This window comes from Agrobacterium sp. AGB01, from assembly GCF_014851585.1.
Lineage (GTDB): Bacteria > Pseudomonadota > Alphaproteobacteria > Rhizobiales > Rhizobiaceae > Agrobacterium.
On the sequence record NZ_JACVAB010000005.1, the window covers coordinates 405,560 to 427,808 of the forward strand.

Annotated in this window: 18 protein-coding genes and 1 pseudogene; 9 read left to right on the plus strand and 10 right to left on the minus strand. The window is 54.1% G+C overall.

Going from position 1 to position 22,249, the window contains the following annotated elements:
- Positions 1–489: 489 nt before the first annotated feature.
- The gene (locus IB237_RS19120) at positions 490–1,524 is read left to right on the plus strand and encodes a porin (RefSeq protein WP_192490275.1); all 1,035 of its coding nucleotides are present in this window, start codon (positions 490–492) and stop codon (positions 1,522–1,524) included.
- Positions 1,525–1,999: 475 nt separating this feature from the next.
- On the opposite strand, the gene IB237_RS19125 is transcribed toward IB237_RS19120, so the two are convergent.
- The gene (locus IB237_RS19125) at positions 2,000–3,178 is read right to left on the minus strand and encodes a GGDEF domain-containing protein (RefSeq protein WP_192490334.1); all 1,179 of its coding nucleotides are present in this window, start codon (positions 3,176–3,178) and stop codon (positions 2,000–2,002) included.
- Positions 3,179–3,867: 689 nt separating this feature from the next.
- A complete protein-coding gene (locus tag IB237_RS19130) occupies positions 3,868–4,383 on the minus strand; it encodes a GNAT family N-acetyltransferase (RefSeq protein ID WP_192490276.1) in 516 nt (171 codons plus the stop codon).
- Between the two features lie 638 nt (positions 4,384–5,021).
- Between IB237_RS19130 and IB237_RS19135 the strand changes: the two genes are divergently transcribed.
- From IB237_RS19135 to IB237_RS19150, 4 genes are read left to right on the plus strand one after another with little or no spacing between them, the layout of a single operon-like run.
- Positions 5,022–6,098 carry an ABC transporter substrate-binding protein gene (locus tag IB237_RS19135; protein ID WP_192490277.1) on the plus strand — a complete coding sequence of 359 codons (1,077 nt, stop codon included), beginning with the start codon at positions 5,022–5,024 and terminating at the stop codon, positions 6,096–6,098.
- Positions 6,095–7,177, plus strand: coding sequence for an iron ABC transporter permease (locus tag IB237_RS19140; RefSeq protein WP_192490278.1), 1,083 nt, complete (start codon positions 6,095–6,097; stop codon positions 7,175–7,177). Before IB237_RS19135 ends, IB237_RS19140 begins: the two co-directional genes overlap by 4 nt.
- Positions 7,174–7,998 carry an ABC transporter ATP-binding protein gene (locus tag IB237_RS19145; protein WP_192490279.1) on the plus strand — a complete coding sequence of 275 codons (825 nt, stop codon included), beginning with the start codon at positions 7,174–7,176 and terminating at the stop codon, positions 7,996–7,998. Before IB237_RS19140 ends, IB237_RS19145 begins: the two co-directional genes overlap by 4 nt.
- Positions 7,999–8,009: 11 nt before the next feature.
- Positions 8,010–9,284: an NtaA/DmoA family FMN-dependent monooxygenase gene (locus IB237_RS19150; RefSeq protein WP_192490280.1), complete on the plus strand. Its 1,275-nt coding sequence runs from the start codon at positions 8,010–8,012 to the stop codon at positions 9,282–9,284.
- A 241-nt stretch (positions 9,285–9,525) separates the two neighbouring features.
- On the opposite strand, the gene IB237_RS19155 is transcribed toward IB237_RS19150, so the two are convergent.
- Together IB237_RS19155 and IB237_RS19160 are read right to left on the minus strand one after the other, a co-directional pair.
- On the minus strand, positions 9,526–10,917 hold the full coding sequence (locus IB237_RS19155; protein ID WP_192490281.1) for an amidohydrolase: 1,392 nt from the start codon (positions 10,915–10,917) through the stop codon (positions 9,526–9,528).
- A gap of 9 nt (positions 10,918–10,926) precedes the next feature.
- Complete coding sequence (locus tag IB237_RS19160) at positions 10,927–12,150, minus strand: MFS transporter (protein ID WP_192490282.1); 1,224 nt, start codon at positions 12,148–12,150, stop codon at positions 10,927–10,929.
- A 129-nt stretch (positions 12,151–12,279) separates the two neighbouring features.
- On the opposite strand from IB237_RS19160, the gene IB237_RS19165 reads away from it, so the two are divergent.
- On the plus strand, positions 12,280–14,175 hold the full coding sequence (locus IB237_RS19165) for a GAF domain-containing protein (RefSeq protein WP_192490283.1): 1,896 nt from the start codon (positions 12,280–12,282) through the stop codon (positions 14,173–14,175).
- Here the strand turns inward: IB237_RS19165 and IB237_RS19170 are convergent.
- A complete protein-coding gene (locus tag IB237_RS19170) occupies positions 14,163–15,344 on the minus strand; it encodes an MFS transporter (RefSeq protein WP_192490284.1) in 1,182 nt (393 codons plus the stop codon). The two genes, IB237_RS19165 and IB237_RS19170, sit on opposite strands and share 13 nt — an antisense overlap.
- A 106-nt stretch (positions 15,345–15,450) precedes the next feature.
- Between IB237_RS19170 and IB237_RS19175 the strand changes: the two genes are divergently transcribed.
- Positions 15,451–15,936: a MarR family transcriptional regulator gene (locus tag IB237_RS19175; protein ID WP_192490285.1), complete on the plus strand. Its 486-nt coding sequence runs from the start codon at positions 15,451–15,453 to the stop codon at positions 15,934–15,936.
- A 151-nt stretch (positions 15,937–16,087) separates the two neighbouring features.
- On the opposite strand, the gene IB237_RS19180 is transcribed toward IB237_RS19175, so the two are convergent.
- The 5 genes and pseudogenes from IB237_RS19180 to IB237_RS19200 form a co-directional block, all read right to left on the minus strand.
- Positions 16,088–16,939: a transporter substrate-binding domain-containing protein gene (locus tag IB237_RS19180; protein WP_192490286.1), complete on the minus strand. Its 852-nt coding sequence runs from the start codon at positions 16,937–16,939 to the stop codon at positions 16,088–16,090.
- Between the two features lie 66 nt (positions 16,940–17,005).
- Positions 17,006–17,800: an ABC transporter ATP-binding protein gene (locus IB237_RS19185; RefSeq protein WP_192490287.1), complete on the minus strand. Its 795-nt coding sequence runs from the start codon at positions 17,798–17,800 to the stop codon at positions 17,006–17,008.
- Positions 17,797–18,516: an ABC transporter permease gene (locus IB237_RS19190; RefSeq protein WP_192490288.1), complete on the minus strand. Its 720-nt coding sequence runs from the start codon at positions 18,514–18,516 to the stop codon at positions 17,797–17,799. The genes IB237_RS19185 and IB237_RS19190 overlap by 4 nt, the downstream gene beginning before the upstream one ends.
- The gene (locus IB237_RS19195; protein ID WP_192490289.1) at positions 18,513–19,229 is read right to left on the minus strand and encodes an ABC transporter permease; all 717 of its coding nucleotides are present in this window, start codon (positions 19,227–19,229) and stop codon (positions 18,513–18,515) included. The genes IB237_RS19190 and IB237_RS19195 overlap by 4 nt, the downstream gene beginning before the upstream one ends.
- 72 nt (positions 19,230–19,301) lie before the next feature.
- Positions 19,302–20,313: pseudogene (locus IB237_RS19200) on the minus strand (peptidase dimerization domain-containing protein); the annotation flags it as partial.
- A gap of 317 nt (positions 20,314–20,630) precedes the next feature.
- Between IB237_RS19200 and IB237_RS19205 the strand changes: the two are divergent.
- Together IB237_RS19205 and IB237_RS19210 are read left to right on the plus strand one after the other, a co-directional pair.
- A complete protein-coding gene (locus tag IB237_RS19205; RefSeq protein WP_192490290.1) occupies positions 20,631–21,755 on the plus strand; it encodes a GTP-binding protein in 1,125 nt (374 codons plus the stop codon).
- Positions 21,752–22,033, plus strand: coding sequence for a hypothetical protein (locus tag IB237_RS19210; protein WP_192490291.1), 282 nt, complete (start codon positions 21,752–21,754; stop codon positions 22,031–22,033). Before IB237_RS19205 ends, IB237_RS19210 begins: the two co-directional genes overlap by 4 nt.
- Positions 22,034–22,249: the final 216 nt, after the last annotated feature.

The window sequence follows — 22,249 nt, forward strand, 5'->3', positions numbered from 1 at the left end:
GGCTTCTCGATGGTCCGCATCTCTTCTCAGATTTCTCCTTAACGACAAGCTTTAAAAGCTCGGGAGGACCTGATGTTTGAATTGAAATACAATCTATGATTGTTGTCGTCAGGCTAAATTTGTAGACGCTCAGTTTTCACGGAAGAGGCGTGTCGGCCTCTTTGTCTGATGCTTTCATTCCGAAAACAATGGCATATTTTTGCCGTAATTCGACCAGATTTCTAACACAATTCGTTGTTTTTTAGATGGATATCGAAATAAGTGACGATTGATGCCGCTTCATTACTTTTGTGTGTATTTTGCAACGTCCCGGTGGGAAGCGTCCAAAAACTTGCACTAATTGAGGCGACGTGATTGCAACCGTGAGTGCGTCGCGTATTCTTGCCGTCAAGAAGCGGGCTTTGCCTGTTTTTATTTAACTGGTTTAGGTTTTGAGATGATTTTCTCAAATCTGACCGATAACAATTTAATCCTTCACTGGAGGTCACTATGAACATCAAGAGCCTTCTCATCGGCTCCGCTGCAGCACTCGCAGCAGTTTCTGGCGCACATGCCGCTGACGCTATCGTCGCTGCCGAGCCAGAGCCTCTGGAATACGTACGCGTTTGCGACGCTTTTGGCGCTGGCTACTTCTACATCCCAGGCACTGAAACCTGCCTGCGCATTGGTGGCGAAGTTCGTGCGACCGTCGCATTCGGCGAGGACATTGGTGGTCTGGCTCCAGGCGGTCGTTCGTCTGACTGGAACTCCCAGGTTCGTGCTCGCGTGTTCTTCGACACGAAGACCGACTCAGAACTCGGCACCATCGGCACCTACATTCGTTTGGAGGGTGACTACCGTCCTCGCGATGGAAACGCTTCCTCGTCTCTCGAGCTTGAGCAGGCCTGGGTCAGCATCGGCGGCCTGACTGCAGGTAAAGTTCTGACCTGGTGGGATGACATCGGCATTTACGGTGAGCTTGACGCGTTTGAAGCTGCAACAAACTTCAACACTGTCAGCTACCTCTACGACGCAGGTACATTCCGCATTGGTGTTGGCATCAACGATCTGTCTGGCGAATACTCCGACCGTGCAGGTTCCGAATTTGGTCTGCAGGGTTACGCACAGGTTGATTTCGGTTCCGCAAACGCTGCACTGCGCGGTGTTTACGACAACGAAGCTGAAGAAGGCGCCATCTATGCAACGCTCGTTGCACCGATTGGACCAGGCACTCTGGAACTCGGCGCAGGCTGGTCTTCGGGTGACAACGTATACGTCGACCGTTTTGACTCTGACTTCGCTGCCACTTCCTACGAGTGGACCGTTTCCGGTTCGTACGCTCTCAAGGCAACAGAGAAGCTGACAATCGCTCCTTCCCTTGCTTACTGGAGCACGCAGGACAACAACGACATCTGGGGTGTTGGTGTATTGGCTGAATACCAGCTTGCAACGGGCCTTAAGGTTGGTGCGACTGTTGACTACGTTAGCCCAGACGTTGGCGACGACAACACTTCTGGCTTCTTGCGCCTGACACGTTCGTTCTAATCTGACGAAAAGTCGATTAATGAAAGCCCGGCAGAGATGCCGGGCTTTTTCTTTGCGCATAATTTGCGTGAATGAACCTTGTTCCGCGGTTGACGCGTCGTGAATAACTCGATTTTCTCAGCGGAGTCGTCTGGAGACGGTCGATCGCCTTTTCTACGACGGCAGCCCCGACAACGCCCTGATTTCCTTGGCTAGGTGTGCTACCAGGGCGCATCTTTGGTTTGCGAGGCCAGGACCTAATCGTTTGCCTCGGCTAACCGAGGTAAATCATGGTGGCGATATCGCTTATGTCCGCAGTGGCTGATGGGCTCTTCCTGCCAATAGACCTTGCGTTTCTTGCGTGTATGGTGTCGTCGCCAGGCCCGAGGCCGATCAAGCACGAAGGGTCGAGTTAGTTGTCGAACTGCTTCGGCTGTAATCAACGATGAGAGCGGTGTGACACCCTTGTCCTTGGTTCGCTTGATGCACAATTCGCCTACGATACGGTTCGAGCGGCACCAATCGATACAGCGTGCAGGTGGCTTGCAAGCTCGATCCGGTTACGGCCCGCGCGTTTGGCGATATAGAGTGCCTTGTCTGCCGCACTCAGCATAGCGTCGAAATCCATCGGGACAGAACATCCCAAGGCGATCCCGGCGCTGACCGTGGACGTGAAGGTGTCGCCTTCCACATGGATTTTGTGATCTTCGAAGGCTTTGCGAATGCTCTCTGCCACCATCTCGGCACGATTCGGCATGACGTCGGTCAGAATCAGTGCGAATTCCTCGCCACCAAGACGCGCAGCAGTGTCGCCGGGTCCACAATTAGCCGCAAGCTCAGCAGCAAAAATCTTCAACACCCGGTCGCCGGCAGCGTGCCCGAAAGTGTCGTTGATGGATTTGAAATGATCGAGGTCGAAGACCAATACTGCCGTTTCCGGCCCGATCAAACGCTGACCGTAGCGCTCGAATAGCGCACGGCGATTTAGGAGGCCGGTTAGTGGATCTGTGATGGCTTCCAGAAGGTGACGTGCGGCGAGCCGCCATTGGTGAAGGGCCAGTGAAAGGGCGCCGATGCCGGTCATGCCGGCGATGCAGACAGCGATGTTGAGATCCTCGGCCCAATTGTTAGGCGCAACTCCCAGTACGGTCTTTCCGTCGGCAACTAGAACGGCGGCGCAGACAACAAAGGATGTTGCCGCCAGGCAATAGAGGATGGAAATACCGATGAGAGGAACAAGTGCTTCCCTGCGGGCGCGCCAATATTGCCAGGCGGTCGCGAAGAGCATTGCGGCAATCGCCGTATTTTGAGCGATAAATGCGATCCCGTCATAACCGATCAGCAACGGAGGGATGGAGACAAGCATTGCTGCCAAAGCCCAGGCAATTGTCGCTCGCAGCGGCAAGATGTTGCTGCGAAATTGGCAGCCCGCTCCCCAGATAATTGCGAAACCTGCATGAAGAAGTATGAACGACACAACGCCAAACGACACAGCAGGATCGTCTACATAGAAACCGTAGGTCACAATGCCGCCAACGATAAGCACGAGCCCTAGCGTACAGCTGAGTAGAAAGGTCTCGGAGCGGCGTGCGAACCAACTGCCGAGCAGGGTCACACCAAGACACGTCGCCGAGACGGCAAGCGCAATCAAAAGTGAACTGTAATCAAGGATCATGCCCATAAAACCATGGCAGCCACCACCTTTCATATCGGTAGGAGCCTATGGGGTTTCCATGACCAATCTCTTACTGGCGCTGCGAAAAACTCACCCGTAGGCTCAAACTGCCGGATCATTGAATATCATTCGACCTCGTTGAGCATAGGTCTGCGAGGCAAAGGCGCTAGAGCCCTCCGCCTCAACCGCTCCAGTTATGTCGCAACCGATCTTGCCAGCCAAATGCACCAGTTGGCAGGGGTATTGACGACCTTATCTGAGGACGATGTTGTCTGGTTGCCTGCTGTCCGAATGGCGCCGCCGCTTCTTCAGGAAATCCGTGACTTGGCGGCAAAATGAGGAGTGGAAACATTAGCAGTTACAGATGTTGGTGGCGCCCATATTGATCCCGCACCGGATCATCAAATCCTGGTTTCAAGAGGAGATCCAGGTGAGTCGCAGTTGCTCGTCGTGCCCATGACAATTGCCAATGCTGTGATACTCTGCATCGATAGATGACGGTAAATCGATAAAATCGCTGAGTGATTTTAAATCATTCAGCGCGTCATCGCGTTTGGCGGTGAGCTGACGGGGCTTGGGGTCAACACCCTACAAGGCCAGCAGAAATGGTCACCAATGTGCGTGTTTTGTCGATATCGCACTTTACCATTCTGTCGACCTGCCTCCTATAAAGGCCTGCCGATAGTTTACTAAGCAGAGGCCGTGCGTTCGAGCACGATCATGCTCTGCCCTTTATAATCTCTCGTATCGAAGGCGGTGTAGCCCAGTCGACCAGCCATTTTAAGAGACGCTGCGTTATCGGGATCGATAAGGCATACGGTTCGGTTCTGGCGTAAATTGGCATTGTACCATTTGTGCGCTGCCTCGGCCGCTTCCAATGCAAATCCACGCCCGTGCACCCGCGAAGCGAATGTCCAGCTGGCTTCACCGTACCCATCAAAGGCGTCACCAAGTCCCCGGTGGAAATCTGCGATCCCGGTTTCACCGATATATTCGCCTGAACTTCTCTCAATGACGGCGAAGATGCCATAATTCAACAATGACCAGTGGCCCGTGTAGCGTAAAATCCGATGCCACGCATCCTCGGGTGAAAAGGGTTTTCCACCCAGGAATTTGAGTACGAGGGGATCGGAGCACATTGCCAGATAAGACTGACATTCAGCCAACACGTATGGCCGTAACAACAGCCTATCAGTTTCGATCATATGTCACTCGTCATCAAAAAGCCTATCGGGCTATTTGTCTATCAAACTCTTTACGCTTTGCAACGGAAGATTGTAATTTCTCTGCCCCATGATGCGCGCTGGCTCTCATGCTCGGGCGCATTTGCCGCGCCTCTCGGGCTTGATCAGCAGAACTTCACTGATTGAATTGGAATTACAAGGTTATAACCAAAGCGCGAATATCGACGACGCGACTTCCGGTTGGGTTCGTCTGACCCGTTCGTTCTAATCTGACGCTCAGTCGATTAGTGAAAAGCCCTGCAGCAATGCCGGGCTTTTTCGTGCTGATAAGACCGCGATGGTTTCAGCCTCGGGCCAGATGCATGATCTTGAACACGCCAATCGCTATGCGCCACACATTCTCACGAAGAACAATGGAATGACTGTTGATGGCGGACATCGGATGGACGTCGTCGATGTCCATTATTCCTGACCTTCTTAAACTTGCCCTGCATCCTCATTCCCGCCCCCTATTTCTCAAACCCCGATGATTGTGCAGAGGTGCAGACTTCAATCGCATTATTTTTTTAGTGTTGAGGCGTTTTTGAGAACCCCATCGCTTTAGAATTATCATTCATCAAAATAGTCTATTAAATTAGTAGATTATTTTGAGGTTTATCATGATTGTGATTGTAAGTGTTTCAAAGTCCAAGGCCTTGCTGACGGGCGCTTTACTCGCTGCCACGGTGTGGGCAGCACCCGCTGCCGCGCTTACCGTGACAGACGAGGCGGGTCGCACGGTTGAACTCAAAAAACCTGCCGAACGTGCCATCGTCATTGGCAGCTACAATGTCGATATCGTCGCTGCGATCGGATCTCGAGACAAAATCGTAGGCGTAACCGGTCGCGATGTCCAACAGTACAAGTTGGCCGGTGGTAAATGGGACAATTCCTATAATATTGGCGAGACGGGCGAGGTCAACTATGAGGCGATCGTCAATGCCGATCCGGATGTCGTCATTTCCTATGCCAATGGCGGTTGGGAAGAGATTGAGCGGCAGTTGAGCGCCTTCGGGATCCCTGTTGTTGTTGCCAGCGGCTGGCGCAATGATCGCTTCAACGAAAATGTCGAATTGTTCGGCTCGATCTTCGGTCGCGAAAACGGAGCGAAAAAGGTTCTGGATTTCCGTGAGGGTATCTACGCCGAGATTGCGAAACGCACAGCCGGTTTGACGCCAAAAACTGTCTATTACGAAAACGAAATCGCCTACCAGACGCCGACCAAGGGTTCTGGTTTCTATGAGGCAATCGTCAAGGGTGGCGGACGCAGCCTCTTTGAGGATGTCGTTTTTGGTGAGGCGGGCCACACACAGGGGACGGTCTGGAAAACGCCGATTGATGCGGCTGAAATTCTCACAAGAGAACCCGATCTCGTCATTCGCGAATTTGGCAACAACTATACGGGCTCAACCAAAGATGTCTTTGACGGAGAGTGGAAGGAACTTCAGTCTCGGCCAGGCTGGGTCAATCTCGAAGCGGCCAAGAACAATAATATCTATATCGTCAATGCCTATCATCTGGGCCAGCAGGCGAAGACCCTGACTTCCCTTTATGTGGCCGATTGGCTTTATCCCGAAGCGTTCAAAGATTATCGTCCCGAAGACATTGCCCGTCGATGGGATGAAGAGTTTCTTGGCGTACCGTACAAGGGTGACAACGGCGTTTACTTCATCAAGGCCGGGACAGCCGGACAATGAACATGGCGTTTGCGGGCCGGAAAGATGTGGTGCTGTCGCGTGACAGCATCCACCGCCATAGGCGAACGGCATTCTGGATTTTCGTTTCCATCGCGTTTCTGATCGCCTTGGCTGTTTATGCGACCTTATCGGGGACATCGAGCTATTCGCTCAGCGAACTTTATCGACTTGCTTACGCAAAGCTGTTGGGCGTCGAGCTAACCCGCGAAGATGAGCGCCTTGCCAATGTTCTTTTGCAGCTCAGGCTGCCGCGTGTTCTCCTGGCGATCTTTGCCGGAGCGATACTGTCATTGTCCGGCGCTGCCATGCAGGGGTTACTGCGCAATCCCCTGGTCAGCCCATATACGTTGGGTCTTTCGCCAGCCGCGGCTTTTGGTGCGGCGCTTGCTATTCTTGTGGCGCAAACCAATGGAACAAGCGTCGGCATCACCATCAGTCTGAGCGCCATCGCGTTTTCATTGGCTTGTTCACTGATAGTACTTGGCCTTGCTTCGGCAAAATCAATGAATATCACAGTCCTGATCCTGCTAGGCACTGCATTGACCGCGATTTTCAGTGCGCTGACATCCGGTCTGCAATACATCGCCAATGATGAGGCGCTTGCAGCAATCACACGCTGGACCTTTGGTTCGGTCAATGAAGCACGCTGGACCCATGTCGGAGTGCTGGCGGCGACAATCCTTGTTATAACGCCATATTTTCAGCTGAAAGCGGGCCAGGTTAACAGTCTGGCCTTTGCTGGTGATGACACCGCAAAAAGCCTTGGCGTAAACGTCAATCTTTTGCGTATCTCGCTGATTTTCCTGGCCGTCAGCGGTTCGAGCCTTGTTGTCAGCTTCATCGGGGTCGTCGGTTTTGTCGGGCTTGTGGCACCGCATATCGCCCGCCTGATCGTCGGATCGGACCACCGTTTCCTGTTTCCGTTTTCGATGGTCACAGGCGGCGGTTTGCTGCTTCTTGCAGATACGGTCGGGCGGATGATCCTGCCCCCTCGCGTCATCCCTGTGGGGATTGTCGTGGCACTCGTCGGGGCGCCGCTGTTCATCTACCTCATCTTACGGAAAAGGAATACGCTATGAGCCTGGAGATCGAGAATCTGAACCTGCACTACCGGCGCAGGCAGGTCTTGCATGGCATTTCGTTTTCGCTCGAACCGGGTGACTTTTGTGCACTGCTGGGGCCGAATGGTTCCGGAAAATCGACCTTGACGAAAGCCGTGCTCGGGCTTGCTCCCATATCCAACGGTTCTGTCAAACTTGCCGGAGAAGATCTGCTGGGACTATCGCGTCGTGATCGCGCCAAACGTATCGCCTATGTGCCACAATCCTCACCCGTGCCATTTGATCTGAGGGTGTATGATGCGGTGATGCTTGGCCGCAGCCCTTACGTAGGCATCCGCTTTAATGAGGAGGACCACGCGACGGCTTGCGCCGCCATCGACAAACTCGGCCTTGCCGCACTGGCTGATCGCTATGTGAACGAGCTATCTGGCGGCCAGCAGCAACGGGTGATGATCGCCCGCGCATTGGCGCAGGGAACACGCGTTATGCTGCTTGATGAGCCGACCAGCGCGTTGGATCTCCGTTATCAAGTTGAGACCATGCGGCTTGTCAGAGATTTTACCCGCAGCGGTGGCATCGCGCTTATGGCTGTCCACGATCTCAATCATGCCGCTCGCTACTGTAACCGGGCAGTGATTATTGCCGAAGGGCGACTGGTTAGTGATGGCCCGCCGCAAGCTGTTTTCAACGCTGATATTCTCAGCCAGGTCTTTGATCTGCAAGTCGATGTCAGCACGCAGGATGGCATCACGACTGTGCGGCCAGTTGAAGATGAGGACGTATTGGAGACGTCGTCGTTCCGGCATGCCGTGCGCCAGTTCCATCAACTTTCCGCCTAACGGGAATTATTATGACGCAGCAACTTGAACTCAATGCCTGGATCAATTCGTCCGGCTCGGCAAATGATTCCTGGCGACGCCCGGATCTGCCGCTCGATCGTATCTTCAGCCTGGATTATTATGTCGATAACGCGCGGATTGCCCATAGAGGGGTGTTTAGCAACATCTTCATGTCGGACAGGCCGCAGTTGTTGATCAATGAAAATACCCGCCCTGAACAGACATTTGACCCCTTCGTCATTTTCGCTGCGGTGCTGTCGCAGGTGCCGGATATCGGGGCTATCGTCACAGCGTCGACGACCTATGGCGATCCCTACACGATGGCTCGGCAGCTGCAGAGCCTCAATCTTCTGACAAACGGTCGTATCGGCTGGAATATCGTCACAAGCTGGCATCCTGAAATTGCCGCCAATTTTTCAGCCGATGGGTTGCCGGATCGCGCGGCCCGTTACGCCAAAGCGGAGGAGTTTGTGGACGTCGTGCATAAGCTCTGGGACAGTTGGCAATTCCCATGGAATGGAACAGCAGGAGATCAAAGCCCGTTCTACGGCGATGTAAAGCCTATCAACCACCAAGGCCAGTATTTCAATGTTGCCGGACCGCTCAATCTTCCAAGCCCGTCCTGGGGTCGGCCCAAGATCGTGCAGGCGGGTGGCTCGCGCGACGGCGTCGCTCTTGCTGCGCGCTACGCCGATTATGTTTATGCGCCCAGTGGTTCGTTCGAAGGATCTCGCGCTTTCCGTGCCGAGTTGCGAGATGCGGCGCTGGCCCTGGGACGGCCGAACAATTCATTGCCTAAGTTGATGCCGGCGATATCGCCGATCATTCGATCGACGGAGGAAGAGGTCGTCGCCTTTAAACGCGAAAGGCTTGCCGCAGCACCGGTCACGGACAAGGATATAGAACAGTTGGCGGGTGTACTTGGTGTCGATTTGACGCGAACAACTGCTGACAAGGTTCTGTCAGTATCAGACTTCCAGGATGTGTCGCAAAGCGTCATCCCCATCGGTGTGGTGCGGGCAAGACGGACCGTCGCCCTTGATAATGGGCTGTCCTTGCGTGGACTGGCGGAGGTTGAAAAACTGCCCGGTTTGATCGCCACACCCGATGGCATTGCAGACTATCTGATTTCCTGGTGGCAGGCCGGTGCCGCGGATGGGTTCACCATCTCGCCTCGTTATCTGCCAGATGATCTGGAGCTGTTCGTTGACGAAGTGGTGCCGATTTTGCAACGGCGTGGTGTCTACCCGCTCAACTACGACGGCCGCAGGAAAGATGCGGCCTGATTTCCCAACGACGAAACGCACGGGGGTCCGATAGTCTCGACTTCGGAAGAGATAGTCAGGCGGCCTTTGTCCTTTCAGGACAAAGGCTTTGCGCTTCCTGACCAACAAATGGTTCCAACGCCCGGCAAGCCCTCATCACACGACTGCGCTTATTCGAGGCTGCGGGCGGGTCAACATGTCTGGCTTCACGTGATCACCCGCTTCTCAAGTCAGGGCTGTTGGATCTGGTGAGGATTGTCTGTCAGCGGAGACGCTGCGGGGTGGCGTCTGCTGGGATCAGTGGAATGTAAGCTTCGCCGCCCAGCTGCTCCTGGTGTTCGCGTTTTGCGACGGCAATCAGTTCCGGGTCGGTCAGTGCACGCACGGCGGAAGCTGCCAGCACCTTGCCAGCCTGCAGCATACCCTTATGGGCGTAGCCCGAGGTTCCCTGCGACACCATCTGCCATGTGTGTGGAGGTGTGCCATAGGCTTCGGTCGCCACATAGACTTGGCCTGTTGGAACAAGCCAGCTGACGTCGCCGACATCGGTCGAACCATGCAGGAATGTTGGCGCCTCCTCAAATGCGTTCAGGTCCTCTGACAGGATCTTGCCGCGTTTGGCAATTCGAGCCTGAACTTCACTCGAAAACGTTTTCTGGATGCTACCGGCAAAATCCTTTTCGCTGTTTGAAAAACCGGCAACACCGAACTTTTCGAACTCCTGATGCATCATCCGTGCCAGCGTGACATTCGGCACAAGATCAGCCGATGCCGCATCAAAGGTAATTTCCAGTTGGGTGCCGGTCATCAGCGCTGCACCGCGTGCCACGTCCTTGACCCGTTCGGTAATGTCACGGACCTGATCCATGCGCGGGGCGCGCACCTTGTAAAGTACCTGTGCCTGCGACTGCACCACATTCGGCGCGCGCCCACCGGTATCGGTGATCGCGTAGTGAATGCGGCCATCCTGAAGGATGTGTTCGCGCAGATAATTACAGCCGACATTGGTCAGTTCGACTGCGTCCAGCGCCGAGCGTCCCAGATGGGGTTCAAAACCTGCGTGAGCGCTTGTTCCACGGAAGGTAAAATACAGCTGATTGGTCGCCAGCATGCGGGCATTATAGGCGAGATTTTCATCCCACGGATGCCAGGTGAATGCGACGTCGACATCCGAAAACAGGCCTTCGCGCGCCATGTAGGCCTTGCCGCCGCCGCCTTCTTCGGCCGGGCAGCCATAATAACGGATCGTGCCTTTCAGCCCCAGTTCGTCCTTGCAGGCCTTGAGCGCCAGAATGGCAGCAAGCGCGCCGGTGCCGAGAAGGTTGTGGCCGCAACCATGACCGTTACCGCCTGCAACGATTGGATCGTGGCTGGTGACACCGCTCTTCTGGCTGAGGCCGGTCAAAGCATCGAATTCACCGAGGATTGCGACGACTGGCTGGCCTTCGCCGTAGCTGGCGACGAAGGCGGTTTCGATGTTGCCGGCATTACGCGTCACATCAAATCCAGCCTTTTCCAGCTCATCGGCGAGAAGGGCTGCGGAGCGCGTTTCTTCATAGCGGATTTCAGCAAAAGACCAGATCGCATCGGATACGGATTTGAGATTGTCGGATTGGGACGTGACGGTCCGTTCGATAATGTCGAGGTAAGTCATTTTATTCCTTCAGGCGGTCTGTTCGACAGGCTTTTTGCCGTGTACGGCGGGAAAGGTGGTGGCGATGATGCAGACCAGAACCGCACAGGCGACAATCACCGAGAACGCGATGCCGTAATTTTGATTGGTGGCCGAAAGGACAGCTCCGATCAGCATCGGGGATGCAAAGGAACCAAGCTGGGCGAGCGAGTTGATCAGGCCAGTCGCCGTTCCGACGGTGTTCTGTGGGAAGTGCTTCATAATGCTGACGAAGACGCTGATCGAGATCGCATTGAGAAAGACGTTGGAAACCGAGAGATAGGCAAAGGCGAGCGGAATGGATTCTTCATTGGCCATCAGGTAGATGAAGATCGCAGACACGGCAGAGCCGATGCAGATGAGATACTTTTCCTTTTGGTGGAAGTAGCGGTCGAGCAGCCAGCCGCAAGTCAGGAAGGAAATAAACCCGAGTGCTGGTGGGATCATCGAATAGGCGCCCATCTGCACCATGCTCATGCCTTTCACCTTCACCCAGTAGGACGGCAGCCAGGACTGCAGACCCCAGAAGACGATGTTGGTGAAGAAATAGACGAGCGTGATTTTCCAGGTCAGCGAGTTTTTCAGCAACGCACCAATGCGTTTCTTTTCTGAAACCTTTTCAACCTTTGCCTTGGCAACGGACTGGTCATCGACTGGCTTCATGACAAAGAAAAGCGCGATTGACATGCAGATGCCAACGCCGCCCAGCACATAAAACATCATCTGCCAGCTATGGGCAGCAATCAGTGCTGTAATGACGATCGAGCCGACGGCAAAACCAACCGATGCGCCGGACTGTAGCACCGACTTGGCGCGCGCCATCTGCGACTTTTCAAAGTGTTCCGTGATGGCAACCGAGCCGCCTGCCGGAAACACTGCTTCACCTGCACCAGTAACGGCACGCGCAGCGGCAAGACCCACCGCGTTACTCACCGCGCCAGAGACTGCGGTTCCAAGCGACCAGACGGCGACAGCGGAACTGAGCACACGCCGCGCTCCGAAACGGTCCACCAGATAACCGCCGATCAGCTGGGTCATCGAATATGCAAGGAAAAACGCGCTGATGATCATGCCCTGATGATCTGAGCTAAGGCCGAACTCCTCACTGATCGGGATGATGGCGATGTTGATTGCGGTCTTGTCGATAAAACCGACAACCCAGCACAGGAACAACATTCCTATGATCACATGGCGGCGTTGTATATTCGAAAACATGTCTAGAGTTCCCCTTGCTTTGGCTTTTGTTCTTTGTGGCACCCCCTCAAAATAAAGCTATGTTGAAACTCACATGAGAATGATTATTGTTATGTGTGTTCAGCCATAAAGGTGTCTATGAAAATCGATTTGCACTCTCATTCTCGGCTGCGCGAATTGGCGAGATCCGGGATAATCCGTTTTCAGGATTTTGATGTCGACATTGAAAACGCACCGCTGTCTTTGAACCACTCCATCACGCGTGCAGGTGGCAGTTTATTGCTGGTTGTTGACCACTCGCATTTTACTGCAAAGCAAACGCGGTTTGAAATTTTCGGCAGCAAGAGTGAGGTGATTGTCGCCGAAATCCTGCAAATCGTCAGGGATGAAATCATTTCTGTTCAAAGCAAGACGGTCAGTATGCTGGCATCGGTCAACGCTGCTGTCATCAACTCGCTGGACGACAATGAAATTGTCGATAACGTCTTGCGCGAAGTGATGCATGTCTTGCCTCATTCGGATGCCGGAGTATTTCGCTTGTTTGATGAAGACAGCGGTTATCTTATCCCCGTCTCGTATGACGGACTTCCTGATGATTACAAAGACTATCGCCTGCAACCCAACGAATCCGTTTCCGGTGAAGTATTCACCACCGGCCGGCCATCGATCCATAACGGTCGTCAAAACATTATTGATGCCCACCGGGTCATGCGCCCTGAAAATCAATCCTTCATGGAACGCTCGCAAATTTCCAATGCGCTACTGTGTGTGCCCGTCATGGCCGAAGGTAAGCGCCTTGGTACACTGACAACGCTGTGTTTTTCACGCGACGGTGCTTTTTCGGTGTTCGACCGGCAGGTTCTTGAATCCCTAGCGGCACAGGTTGCGATCGCTTACCAGAGGTCGCTTGTCTACCAGAACGCGCTTGCGACATCTGACCGGCTGGAAGCGATGCGCAGCGATCTTGCCCGCAAGAATGCAGAGCTTGATCGTGCGGTTCAGTTACACGACACATTGCTGCGTATATTCTCGACCAGCGGCGGGCTGGCTGAACAACTTGCCATGGTCGCCAAGCTGTTCAATGTCGAGTTTCGGTTCGAAAACGTTCTTGGTATGGACTATCACTCCGGGCAGTGGAGCAGCGAGCGCGAAACACTGCAGCAAGTCGTTGAGGTGGCTGAGGCGCCGGTTGGATACTTCCATTTCGATGTGTCTGGTGACACCAGTTTTCACCGCGCTTTGTTTGGTACGTTGGCCGCCTTTGTCGCGCTGGATTTCGTTCGTGACATGTCCCGCGTCAATGTGCTCAACGCTAGCAAAAAAGCCTATTTCGAGGATCTGGCTGAGGGCATAGAGGGCGACGTTCTCAGATCGCAATTTGGCTTCAGACCGGATCGTTTCAGCCAAATTCTCGTTGCGACGCCTCCCGGTGAGCGGGCGCTCGTCGGAGCGCAACTGGCCTTGCACAAACATGAGGTCGAACTCCAGAACGCAACTAAGTTGACCAATGCTCTTGTGTTTCATGAGCGCGAGCAGATCGTCATGCTTTTTTCGGCCTCGACCATGGCGGCGCTTGAGAGAAACCTTGCGGTATTGATGGATGCGACAAGTGCGGTGTCGGTATGCATTGGGGCGAGCGATATTTACGAACAGCCGGGTTTTCACAGATTTGCACAGGCCCAAGCCATAAAGGCGGCCGAGTGCCTTTTGCGACGGGGCCGTCCAGGTATTCTAACCAACAGGGACATGGGCATCGAACTGCTATTGGGTGGGCGTGACCGGCAAGAAGTATTGCGCTTTACCCGTCAGGTCCTGGATCCACTTCTCAATGACCAAAAACATCGCGTCCTTTACCAGACCCTGTTTCGCTACGTGCAGGAGGGAAAGTCGGCGGGGCGCACAGCTGATGCGTTACAAATCCACACCAATACGCTTTATCAGCGGCTGACCCGTATCGAGACTCTGACGGGTCGCAACATTGCCGATGCTGCGGATTTTACCTTGCTGAGCGTCGCCTGCCAGCTTCATGTTGCCTACGCAGATTGAGCGGATTTTATCTCTGACAAGTAAATTCTGTCGGTGGGACGCAAACGAATGGCGATAGTGGCAAGCACCACACAAAGCCCAGACATCAGCCACCATGCGGGTGTCAGGTCAGAGAGGTTTTGTCGCAATATGCCGGCGACAAAGGGGAGTGTAGCGGCCAGTACATATCCTCCCCCTTGAACAAAGCCTAGGATTACACCAGCTTCATTACCCTCACCGTGGTCCAGTGAGACGATAAGCGACAAAGGAAACAGTGCGCCGATCCCCAGTCCCGCAAAAATTGCAGCTGGCCAGGCCAATGCAAGAGGCGCAAGGCAAAGCATAAGCATTCCGACAAGCAGAGATGCCAATGCGGTTAGCAATGCCGGTCTGCGATCATGGCTGCGATCCACACATAAGGAGACGGCAATTCCCGCGACGACTTCAGCGGCTGTGAGGGCGCCGAGAATGTTTCCTGCTGCCTGAGGCGACCAGCCCAGCTGGGTGAAAAATGGTGGTAGCCAGGCCAGAACAAGGGTGTAGGCGCCTGTTCCCAATCCAAAAAAAGCAAGCAGTGCCCAGGCCCGTGGCGACCTTTGAATGTTCAAAGCTGATGAGGTTGCTATGACCTGCGGGCCGTCTCGCGTTATCAGCCAGCTGACAATCGCCAAAAGGGCAGGGAGTGCCCATGCGCCAAGTGCTAACGGCCAACTCCACATGTTTGCAAGCCACGGAGATATCATGCTGGCGAGCAGCGCACCGCCCATAATAGCGGTTGAATACAGCCCCATGAGTTGAGCAGTCTGAGAACCAGCGCGTCTCCTGACAACGGTCGGCATCAGTGCTTGCACGATTGCGATGCCAACCCCGCCTAACGTTGCCGTGAGCAGCAATTTTGTCGACGTCGGCCCGCTGATCCGAGCGAGAGCGCCTAAGAAAATGAGCGCCAGCCCAAGAAGGATTCCTCTGTCTTCGCCGATAGTCCGTCGAAGCCATGATGTTCCGAGAAGGCAAACGCCCATCATGACGACAGGCAATGTTGTCAGAAGGCTTGCGGCGCTGTCGTTAAGGCCGGTATCTCGTTGTATGCCATCGAGTAACGGGCCGATGGATGCAAGAATGGGGCGGAGGTTAAGGCCAACGAGTATGACGCTTGTAAAAAACAGGAGAGGAGAAGGAGACTTGTTCATTTTTCTGCCAGAGCTATTGCCGGGAAGGCTCGAGGATTATACCTCTATGTAGAGCTATATGTTTCGATGTAGAGACAATGTATCTTGACGTCAAGATAGGTGGGGTATGGATAGAGCGATGTTTGCGGCCACACAGTGGGCCAATGAAATGCCGACGATAAAGACTGGTCCCATGGTCCTGCTTGGTCGGTTGAACGAGGCCGCTTTGGTCATTGGTCGCGACCGGCTTGGTCCGGTCTTTACAAGCTTTGGTCTGCAACCCGGCGAATTCGATGTGTTGGCGACGCTCAGACGCAGTGGTGTTCCATACGCGCTGACGCCGACTGAACTTTACGAAGTGGCGATGATCTCCTCCGGCAGCATGACGAACCGAATTGATCGGTTGGAAAAAGCCGGGCTGATCGAGCGTCGTCCAAACCCATCCGATAAGCGTGGTACGCTCGTTGCGCTTACCGCAGACGGGTTGGAATTGATTGAGAAAGCTGTCGTTGCCCATGTTGCAAACCAGCACCTGATTGTGGACGGTTTGAGCAAGGATGAGCAGGAAACCCTGTCTTCGTTGTTGGAAAAGCTGCTGTCTTCGCAGCGATGAGATTGTTCATGTGACGCGATCGCATGTGTGATGGCATGCGCCATGCGCCATGAGCTTCAAAATGATCAATGCGAAGAACCTGATTATCTCCTAACGCCTCAAAAGAAAGGCCGCCCTGAGGCGGCCTTTTTTTAAAAAGCGTGTTCTGAGATTACGGCGTGACGTCGAAGCCGAACCACTTTTCAGACAGGCGCTTGACTGTGCCGTCTGCTTTCGCAGCGTCGATCGCCTCATTGAACATCTTCTGCAGCTCAGGTTCGCCCTTGCGCAGACCAACGGCAACACCACGCCCAAGAATGCCACCCTTGAAGAATGGACCGGTCATAACGATGTCTTCGTTGCCTGGCTTTTTGACGGTGTCGCTCAGATAGGCAAGCGATGCGACAACGAGATCAACACGACCAGACTTCAGGTCGAGATCGTGCTGGTCGGTGGTCTTGTACTCGCGGATATCAGTGGAATCCTTGAAATATTTTTCGAGAAGCGTCAGGCCCAGCGACGCAGTCTGCACGCCGATCGTCCGTCCCTTGATTTCCGCAGCAACGTCGTCAATCGCCTTCTGCGCCGCAGCTTCGTCCTTGGCAAGATAAAGCGTTTCACCAGTGTGTGGCAGCTTGGCGAACGGGCTGTCCTTCAGCGTCGCAAAAGTCTGTGGTGTCAGGCCGTAAGATACCGAGAAATCGATGGTTTCTTCACGCTTTGCGGTCGCTGTGAGGCCTGCCATAATCGCATCGAACTTGCCGGCGTTGAGTGCCGGAATGATGCCGTCGAACGGCTGCGCAATCATGGTGCATTCCACCTTCATGCGTGCGCAAAGGTCTTTGCTCAACTCAATTTCATAACCATCCAGCGTGCCATCAGGCTTGGTGAAGTTGTAGGGCCGGAAGGCGCCTTCGGTCGCGATGGTGATCTTGGTCCATGTCTTTTCTTCAGCGTGTGCCGAAGCGGCGGTCACAACGATGGCCGAAACGAACAGGGCTTTCAAAAATCCCTTGGTCTTCATTTTACTTCCCTTACTGCAGTTAAATGCCAAACCGCGTTTGGCATGAATGAATGCCGTTTAAAATATTCAGCCCGCATTTTCGTGGCTGATGAATTTACGAAACCGCTCCGATCTGGAGTTGGTGAACACGTCTTCCGGCGCGCCGTCTTCTTCCACCACACCCTGATGAACAAAGATGACACGGTTGGATACGTCGCGGGCAAAACCCATTTCATGGGTGACGACCAGCATGGTCCGTCCTTCTTCGGCTAGCCCACGCATCACACGCAAAACTTCGCCGACCAGTTCCGGGTCGAGTGCGGATGTCGGTTCGTCGAACAGCATGACTTTGGGTTTCATTGCCAATGCACGGGCAATCGCGGCGCGCTGCTGCTGTCCACCGGACAGGTGAGCCGGGTAAAAGTCACGCTTGTCCGCGATACCGACCTTGGCCAACAAGGCTTCCGCCTCATCGACACATTCGGCACGGGGGCGGCCCTGAACATAGATCGGCGCTTCGATAATGTTCTCGAGGATGGTCTTGTGTGACCAAAGATTGAAGCTTTGGAAAACCATGCCCAGCTCAGAGCGGATGCGCGAAACTTGCTGTTTGTCGGCAGGAAAAGCCTCACCCTTCGAATTTTTGGCCATGCGAATGGTCTCGCCGGAAACAGTCACCGTGCCGGAGGTCGGGATTTCCAGCAGATTGATACAGCGCAACAACGTGGACTTTCCCGAGCCCGACGAGCCAAGAATTGAAATGACTTCGCCTTCTCGCGCTTCAAGCGAAATGCCTTTCAGCACTTCATTCGGGCCGAAGCTTTTTCGCAGGTTCTCAACGTTCAGCGCCACCGGGGCATTGGCAGAGATAACTTTACTCAAAGTGATTTTCCTTCGGTGAGGATGCTGACCGTTGGCTGGCGCAGATAGGGTGTAAGCCTGTATTCCGCGATCAGAAGCAGGCGGGTCAGAACGAAATTGATGGCCAGATAGATTGCACCGGCAATGACGAATACCTCAATGACGCGGTAGCTTTCCGAGATGAGTTTCGCCGCAATACCGGTGACTTCCATCAATGTAATGATCGAGGCAAGCGATGTTGCCTTGACCATGGAAATCATCTCATTGCCGTAACCGGGCAGGGCCTGCCGGATGGCAAGTGGCATCACGATGCGTCGGAAGCAGGTGAAACGCGACATGCCGCAGGCCCTGGCTGCTTCAACCTGGCCGTGAGGCACGGACAGAAGACCGCCACGGATGATTTCACCGGCATAAGCGGCATTGTTCAAGGTCAGCGCTATGATCGCACACCAGTAGGGTTCGCGCAGAATGGGCCACAGGAAGGAGTAACGGATCGCCGGAAACTGGCTAAGCCCATAATAGATGATGAATATCTGCACCAGAAGTGGTGTGCCGCGGAACACGAAGATGTAGAGGCGTGCAATCCAGTCAAGCACAGTGACGCCGGACAGGCGCATCAGCGCCAGTAACAGGGCAAGCACTGCGCCGCAGATAATGGCGCTGACTGCCAGTTGCAGAGTGAGGGGCACGCCACCCATCATTGCCATCAAGGCTTCGGTGTAAAATTCCAGGTTCATTTTGCCCTCCTGACACCACGTGAGAAGTGTCGCTCGGCGGCCTGCAGCATCGTGCCTGAAACCGAGGAGATCAGCAGATAGAGCGCGCCTGCGATCAGGAAGAAGTTGAACGGCAACCCCGTAGACCCGGCACCGATCTGCGCCTGACGCAGAATATCAACAACACCAACGACAGAAATGAGCGCGGATTCCTTCAGGGCAACTTGCCAGACATTGCCAAGGCCGGGCAATGCGTGGCGAAGCGCCAGCGGCGCGATGATGCGGCGAAACTTCAGTGCCTGTCCCATGCCGCAGGCGGAGGCTGCTTCCAGCTCTCCCTTCGACACGGCACGGAATGCACCGCGAAACACTTCGGTATGATGGGCGCCACAGGAAATGCCGATGGCCAGCACCCCGGCAAGGAAAGCCGGAAAACCGAGAAAACCTTGCGCCCCGAAAAACTTGCCGATGGCGGTCACGGCTGCGCTGCCGCCGAAATAAAACAGGTAGATAACCAGCAGGTCGGGAATGCCACGAATGATCGTCGTGTAACCATCAGCGATTGTCCGCAATGTACGCCCGCCGGAAATCTTTGCCCAGGCGGCAAAGACGCCAATGGCTGCACCAAGCGCAAATCCCATCGCCGCCAGCGATACCGTCACAAGGACCGCCATGGTTAAAACATAACCCCAGCCGTCAGGACCGAAGCTGAGAATGTCGAAAAAGGCCTTCATGGTGTATCAGGCCATAATTTGAGGGGGCAATTGAACGTCATTTCACTTTCCGTCAACTCCAGGAGCTGTCTTTCATTTCGTTTCGACGGGCAGAGCCGGCTGCACGCTGTCAGGATTGGATTTACGAACGTAACGCCGTCCAGCTTACACGCGTGGTCTCGCTTGGCTTCTGCAATCCGATCAGGATTTCGAAACAGTTCGACCGCCGTGTTGCCCATGACTTTGGCAGCATGAGCCATTCCTTTATGAGCAGCAGGCAATTTTCCCTGCGCCACCATCTGCCACGAATGAAGCGGCGTGCCAATAGCGCAGGTCGCACCACGCATCTGCACGGTGGGGACAACCCAGCTTACCGTGCCAACGTCGGTCGACCCGACAAGGGAATTATCGCCGTGGTAGGGCTGATAAATAGCATCGCATAACGCGAGATCCGCCTTTGGCTCGACACCAAAACGGCGGAAGGCGTCGGAGATATCTTCCTTGGTCAGCGTTGCTTGAAAGCGCCGCGCTGTTTCCTGATCTTTTTCATCGAAGACAGGCGGCCCGAGCCGCTCAAGCGCGCGCTGCATGAGGAGTTCGAGCGGGACATTTCCGATCAGATTGGCGTCACCACTGACGATTTCGCTTCGTACTGTGGATTCGGTCATCAGGGCTGCGCCTTCCGCAATCTTTTTGACACGTTCGAGCAGGGATTGCATGTCCGGAAGGCTGCGGGCGCGTATCAGGCAACGAACAACGGCCTTTGCCTGCACGACATTGGGTGCAAACCCGCCAATATCCATCACGGCGTAATGAATACGTGCAGAGGAGGGCATGTGCTCACGCATGTAATTTGCGCCGACATTCATCAATTCGACTGCATCCAGTGCGCTTCGGCCCAGGTGAGGGGCGGAAGCGGCATGGGCGGCACGGCCGGTGGAATGGAACGTTATGTCCATTGCAGGCGAGTGAAACTGGATCATTGACGCCGGCAAACGGTGCCGGGTGCCAGCAAAAAGCAATGTCCACATCGTCGAACAAGGCCTTCACGGACCATGAAACCTTTGCCTGAACCACCTTCTTCGGCCCGGCATCCATAATATTTGGTGTAAGGCGAAAAATCGATCTTAACTCGTGAGAGTCGAACTGGCGTCTGCTGAGCAAGATCGCACTCAATTTATCAGAGTGATGGCTTCAGGCGCGGTTCAATTCCCCAGGTAAGTTTCTGCGCTTTACCCTGTAAGAGCGTCGCTGGCGTTATCAAAATCGATTACAAGATAGAAAGTTATGTTATAACAAGACAAAATGCTTGACGCGTGTAATGTCATAACATATTCGGGTTGCATTGACCCAACACAACCAGTTCAACGGATCTTGGTGTCGCGGACAACTAGACTATTCTCATGTCATTGCGAGATGGTAATGCTCCACCGGCTGTTCAAAAGATCGCAACCGTCTGGTCCGTCTCAAATCGAGGGCCAGAGCAACGAAGCTTCCGTGCCGGTATTGCTCCTGACGGGTTTTCTTGGTTCTGGAAAGACCACTTTGCTCAATGAGATTCTGACTGATCCACGCATGGCGGGCACGGCTGTTATCGTCAATGAATTTGGTAGTGTGCCTATTGATCACGGTTTGGTGCGTGTCGGATCGGAACGGTATTTTCAAACAACAACCGGCTGCATTTGTTGTACCGCGACCAGCGATATTCGCGTTTCCTTATATGAATTGCACGATGCTATGCAAAAGCGGAAAATACCGGCTATCGATCGTGTCATCATAGAAACCACCGGACTGGCCGATCCTGCTCCCATCATAAACAGCATCATACCCGGAGGTGCGCCTGCCACCGCTCTGAGAGACCATGTGGTTGCCAGGCAATTCCGACTTTCTGGAGTTGTGACCACTTTCGATGTTTTGAACGGCCGCATGACACTTCAAAGTGTCATCGGAGGTTGGAAGCAGCTGGCTTTTGCTGATCATATTGTTTTGACAAAAACAGATCTGGCCGATGAGAGGAAGGATTGGGTGCGTGAGCTCAAGTTGCTCAACCCGGCAGCACATTTTCACGATAAAAATGATGCCGATTTCAAGATTGCGGATCTCTTGGACGGTGATGCTTATTCCATTTCAGGCAAGGCCGAGGATGTGGGCGGCTGGTTGGCAATGGAAGCGCTGACCGAACATGCAGACCATACACACGACATTCACCGGCATGGTGACAAGATAGAAGCTGTGGTGTTGACGCATGATGTGCCCCTGTCTCCGCAAGCCTTGCAAACTTTTCTCCATGTTATCACGACGAATACCCGGTCCGGCCTGTTGAGATTAAAAGGCATATTCGCCCTTGCGGACAATCTGGAAAAGCCGGCCATTGCTCACGCGGTGCAACACCGACTCTACCCGATTGAACGGCTGAGTGCGTGGCCTGATCACGACCGTTCCAGTCGTGTCGTACTGATCGGGCTGGATATGCCGCTTGGTCCTATTCGTGACCTGTTTCGCGCGGTGGCAGCAAGTCCTTCGCGAAAACGAGGTGCAAGGACATGAGTGCAGCATTCCACAACCCGTTGGCGCGTGGCACCTCAGATATCATCGCAAAGGCGCGGTCCATCAAACGATGGGCCCGGCAGGTGTTGGCAATTCCGGATGATGCGGTTGTTTCTGTCAATGAAATCTCATGTGCTCTGCCAGATTGCCCGCCAAAGGAAACCGTCATTCTCGTGATGAGCAATGGCGACACGATCCAGGTCTCCATTCACAAAGCCATGGCGGACGTCCTGGAACACGATGTCGCTGATGCTTTTCGAGCCCTTCAGCATTCTTGAGGTGTGGAATGAAACCTCGACAGCGGAGGCTGCAATAAGCGGTGGCTGAAACCCCGATATTCCCCGGTTTTAAACAACCTTAAAAGGTAATGATATATCATTAAAAAAGGAGAGAAACGTGAGACACTTAATCCTGGGCGTATCCGCCCTTGCGCTATCGGCAAGTTTGATCGGACCGATGGCCTTTGCCGATGATGGCGCTAGTGAGAATGTAAC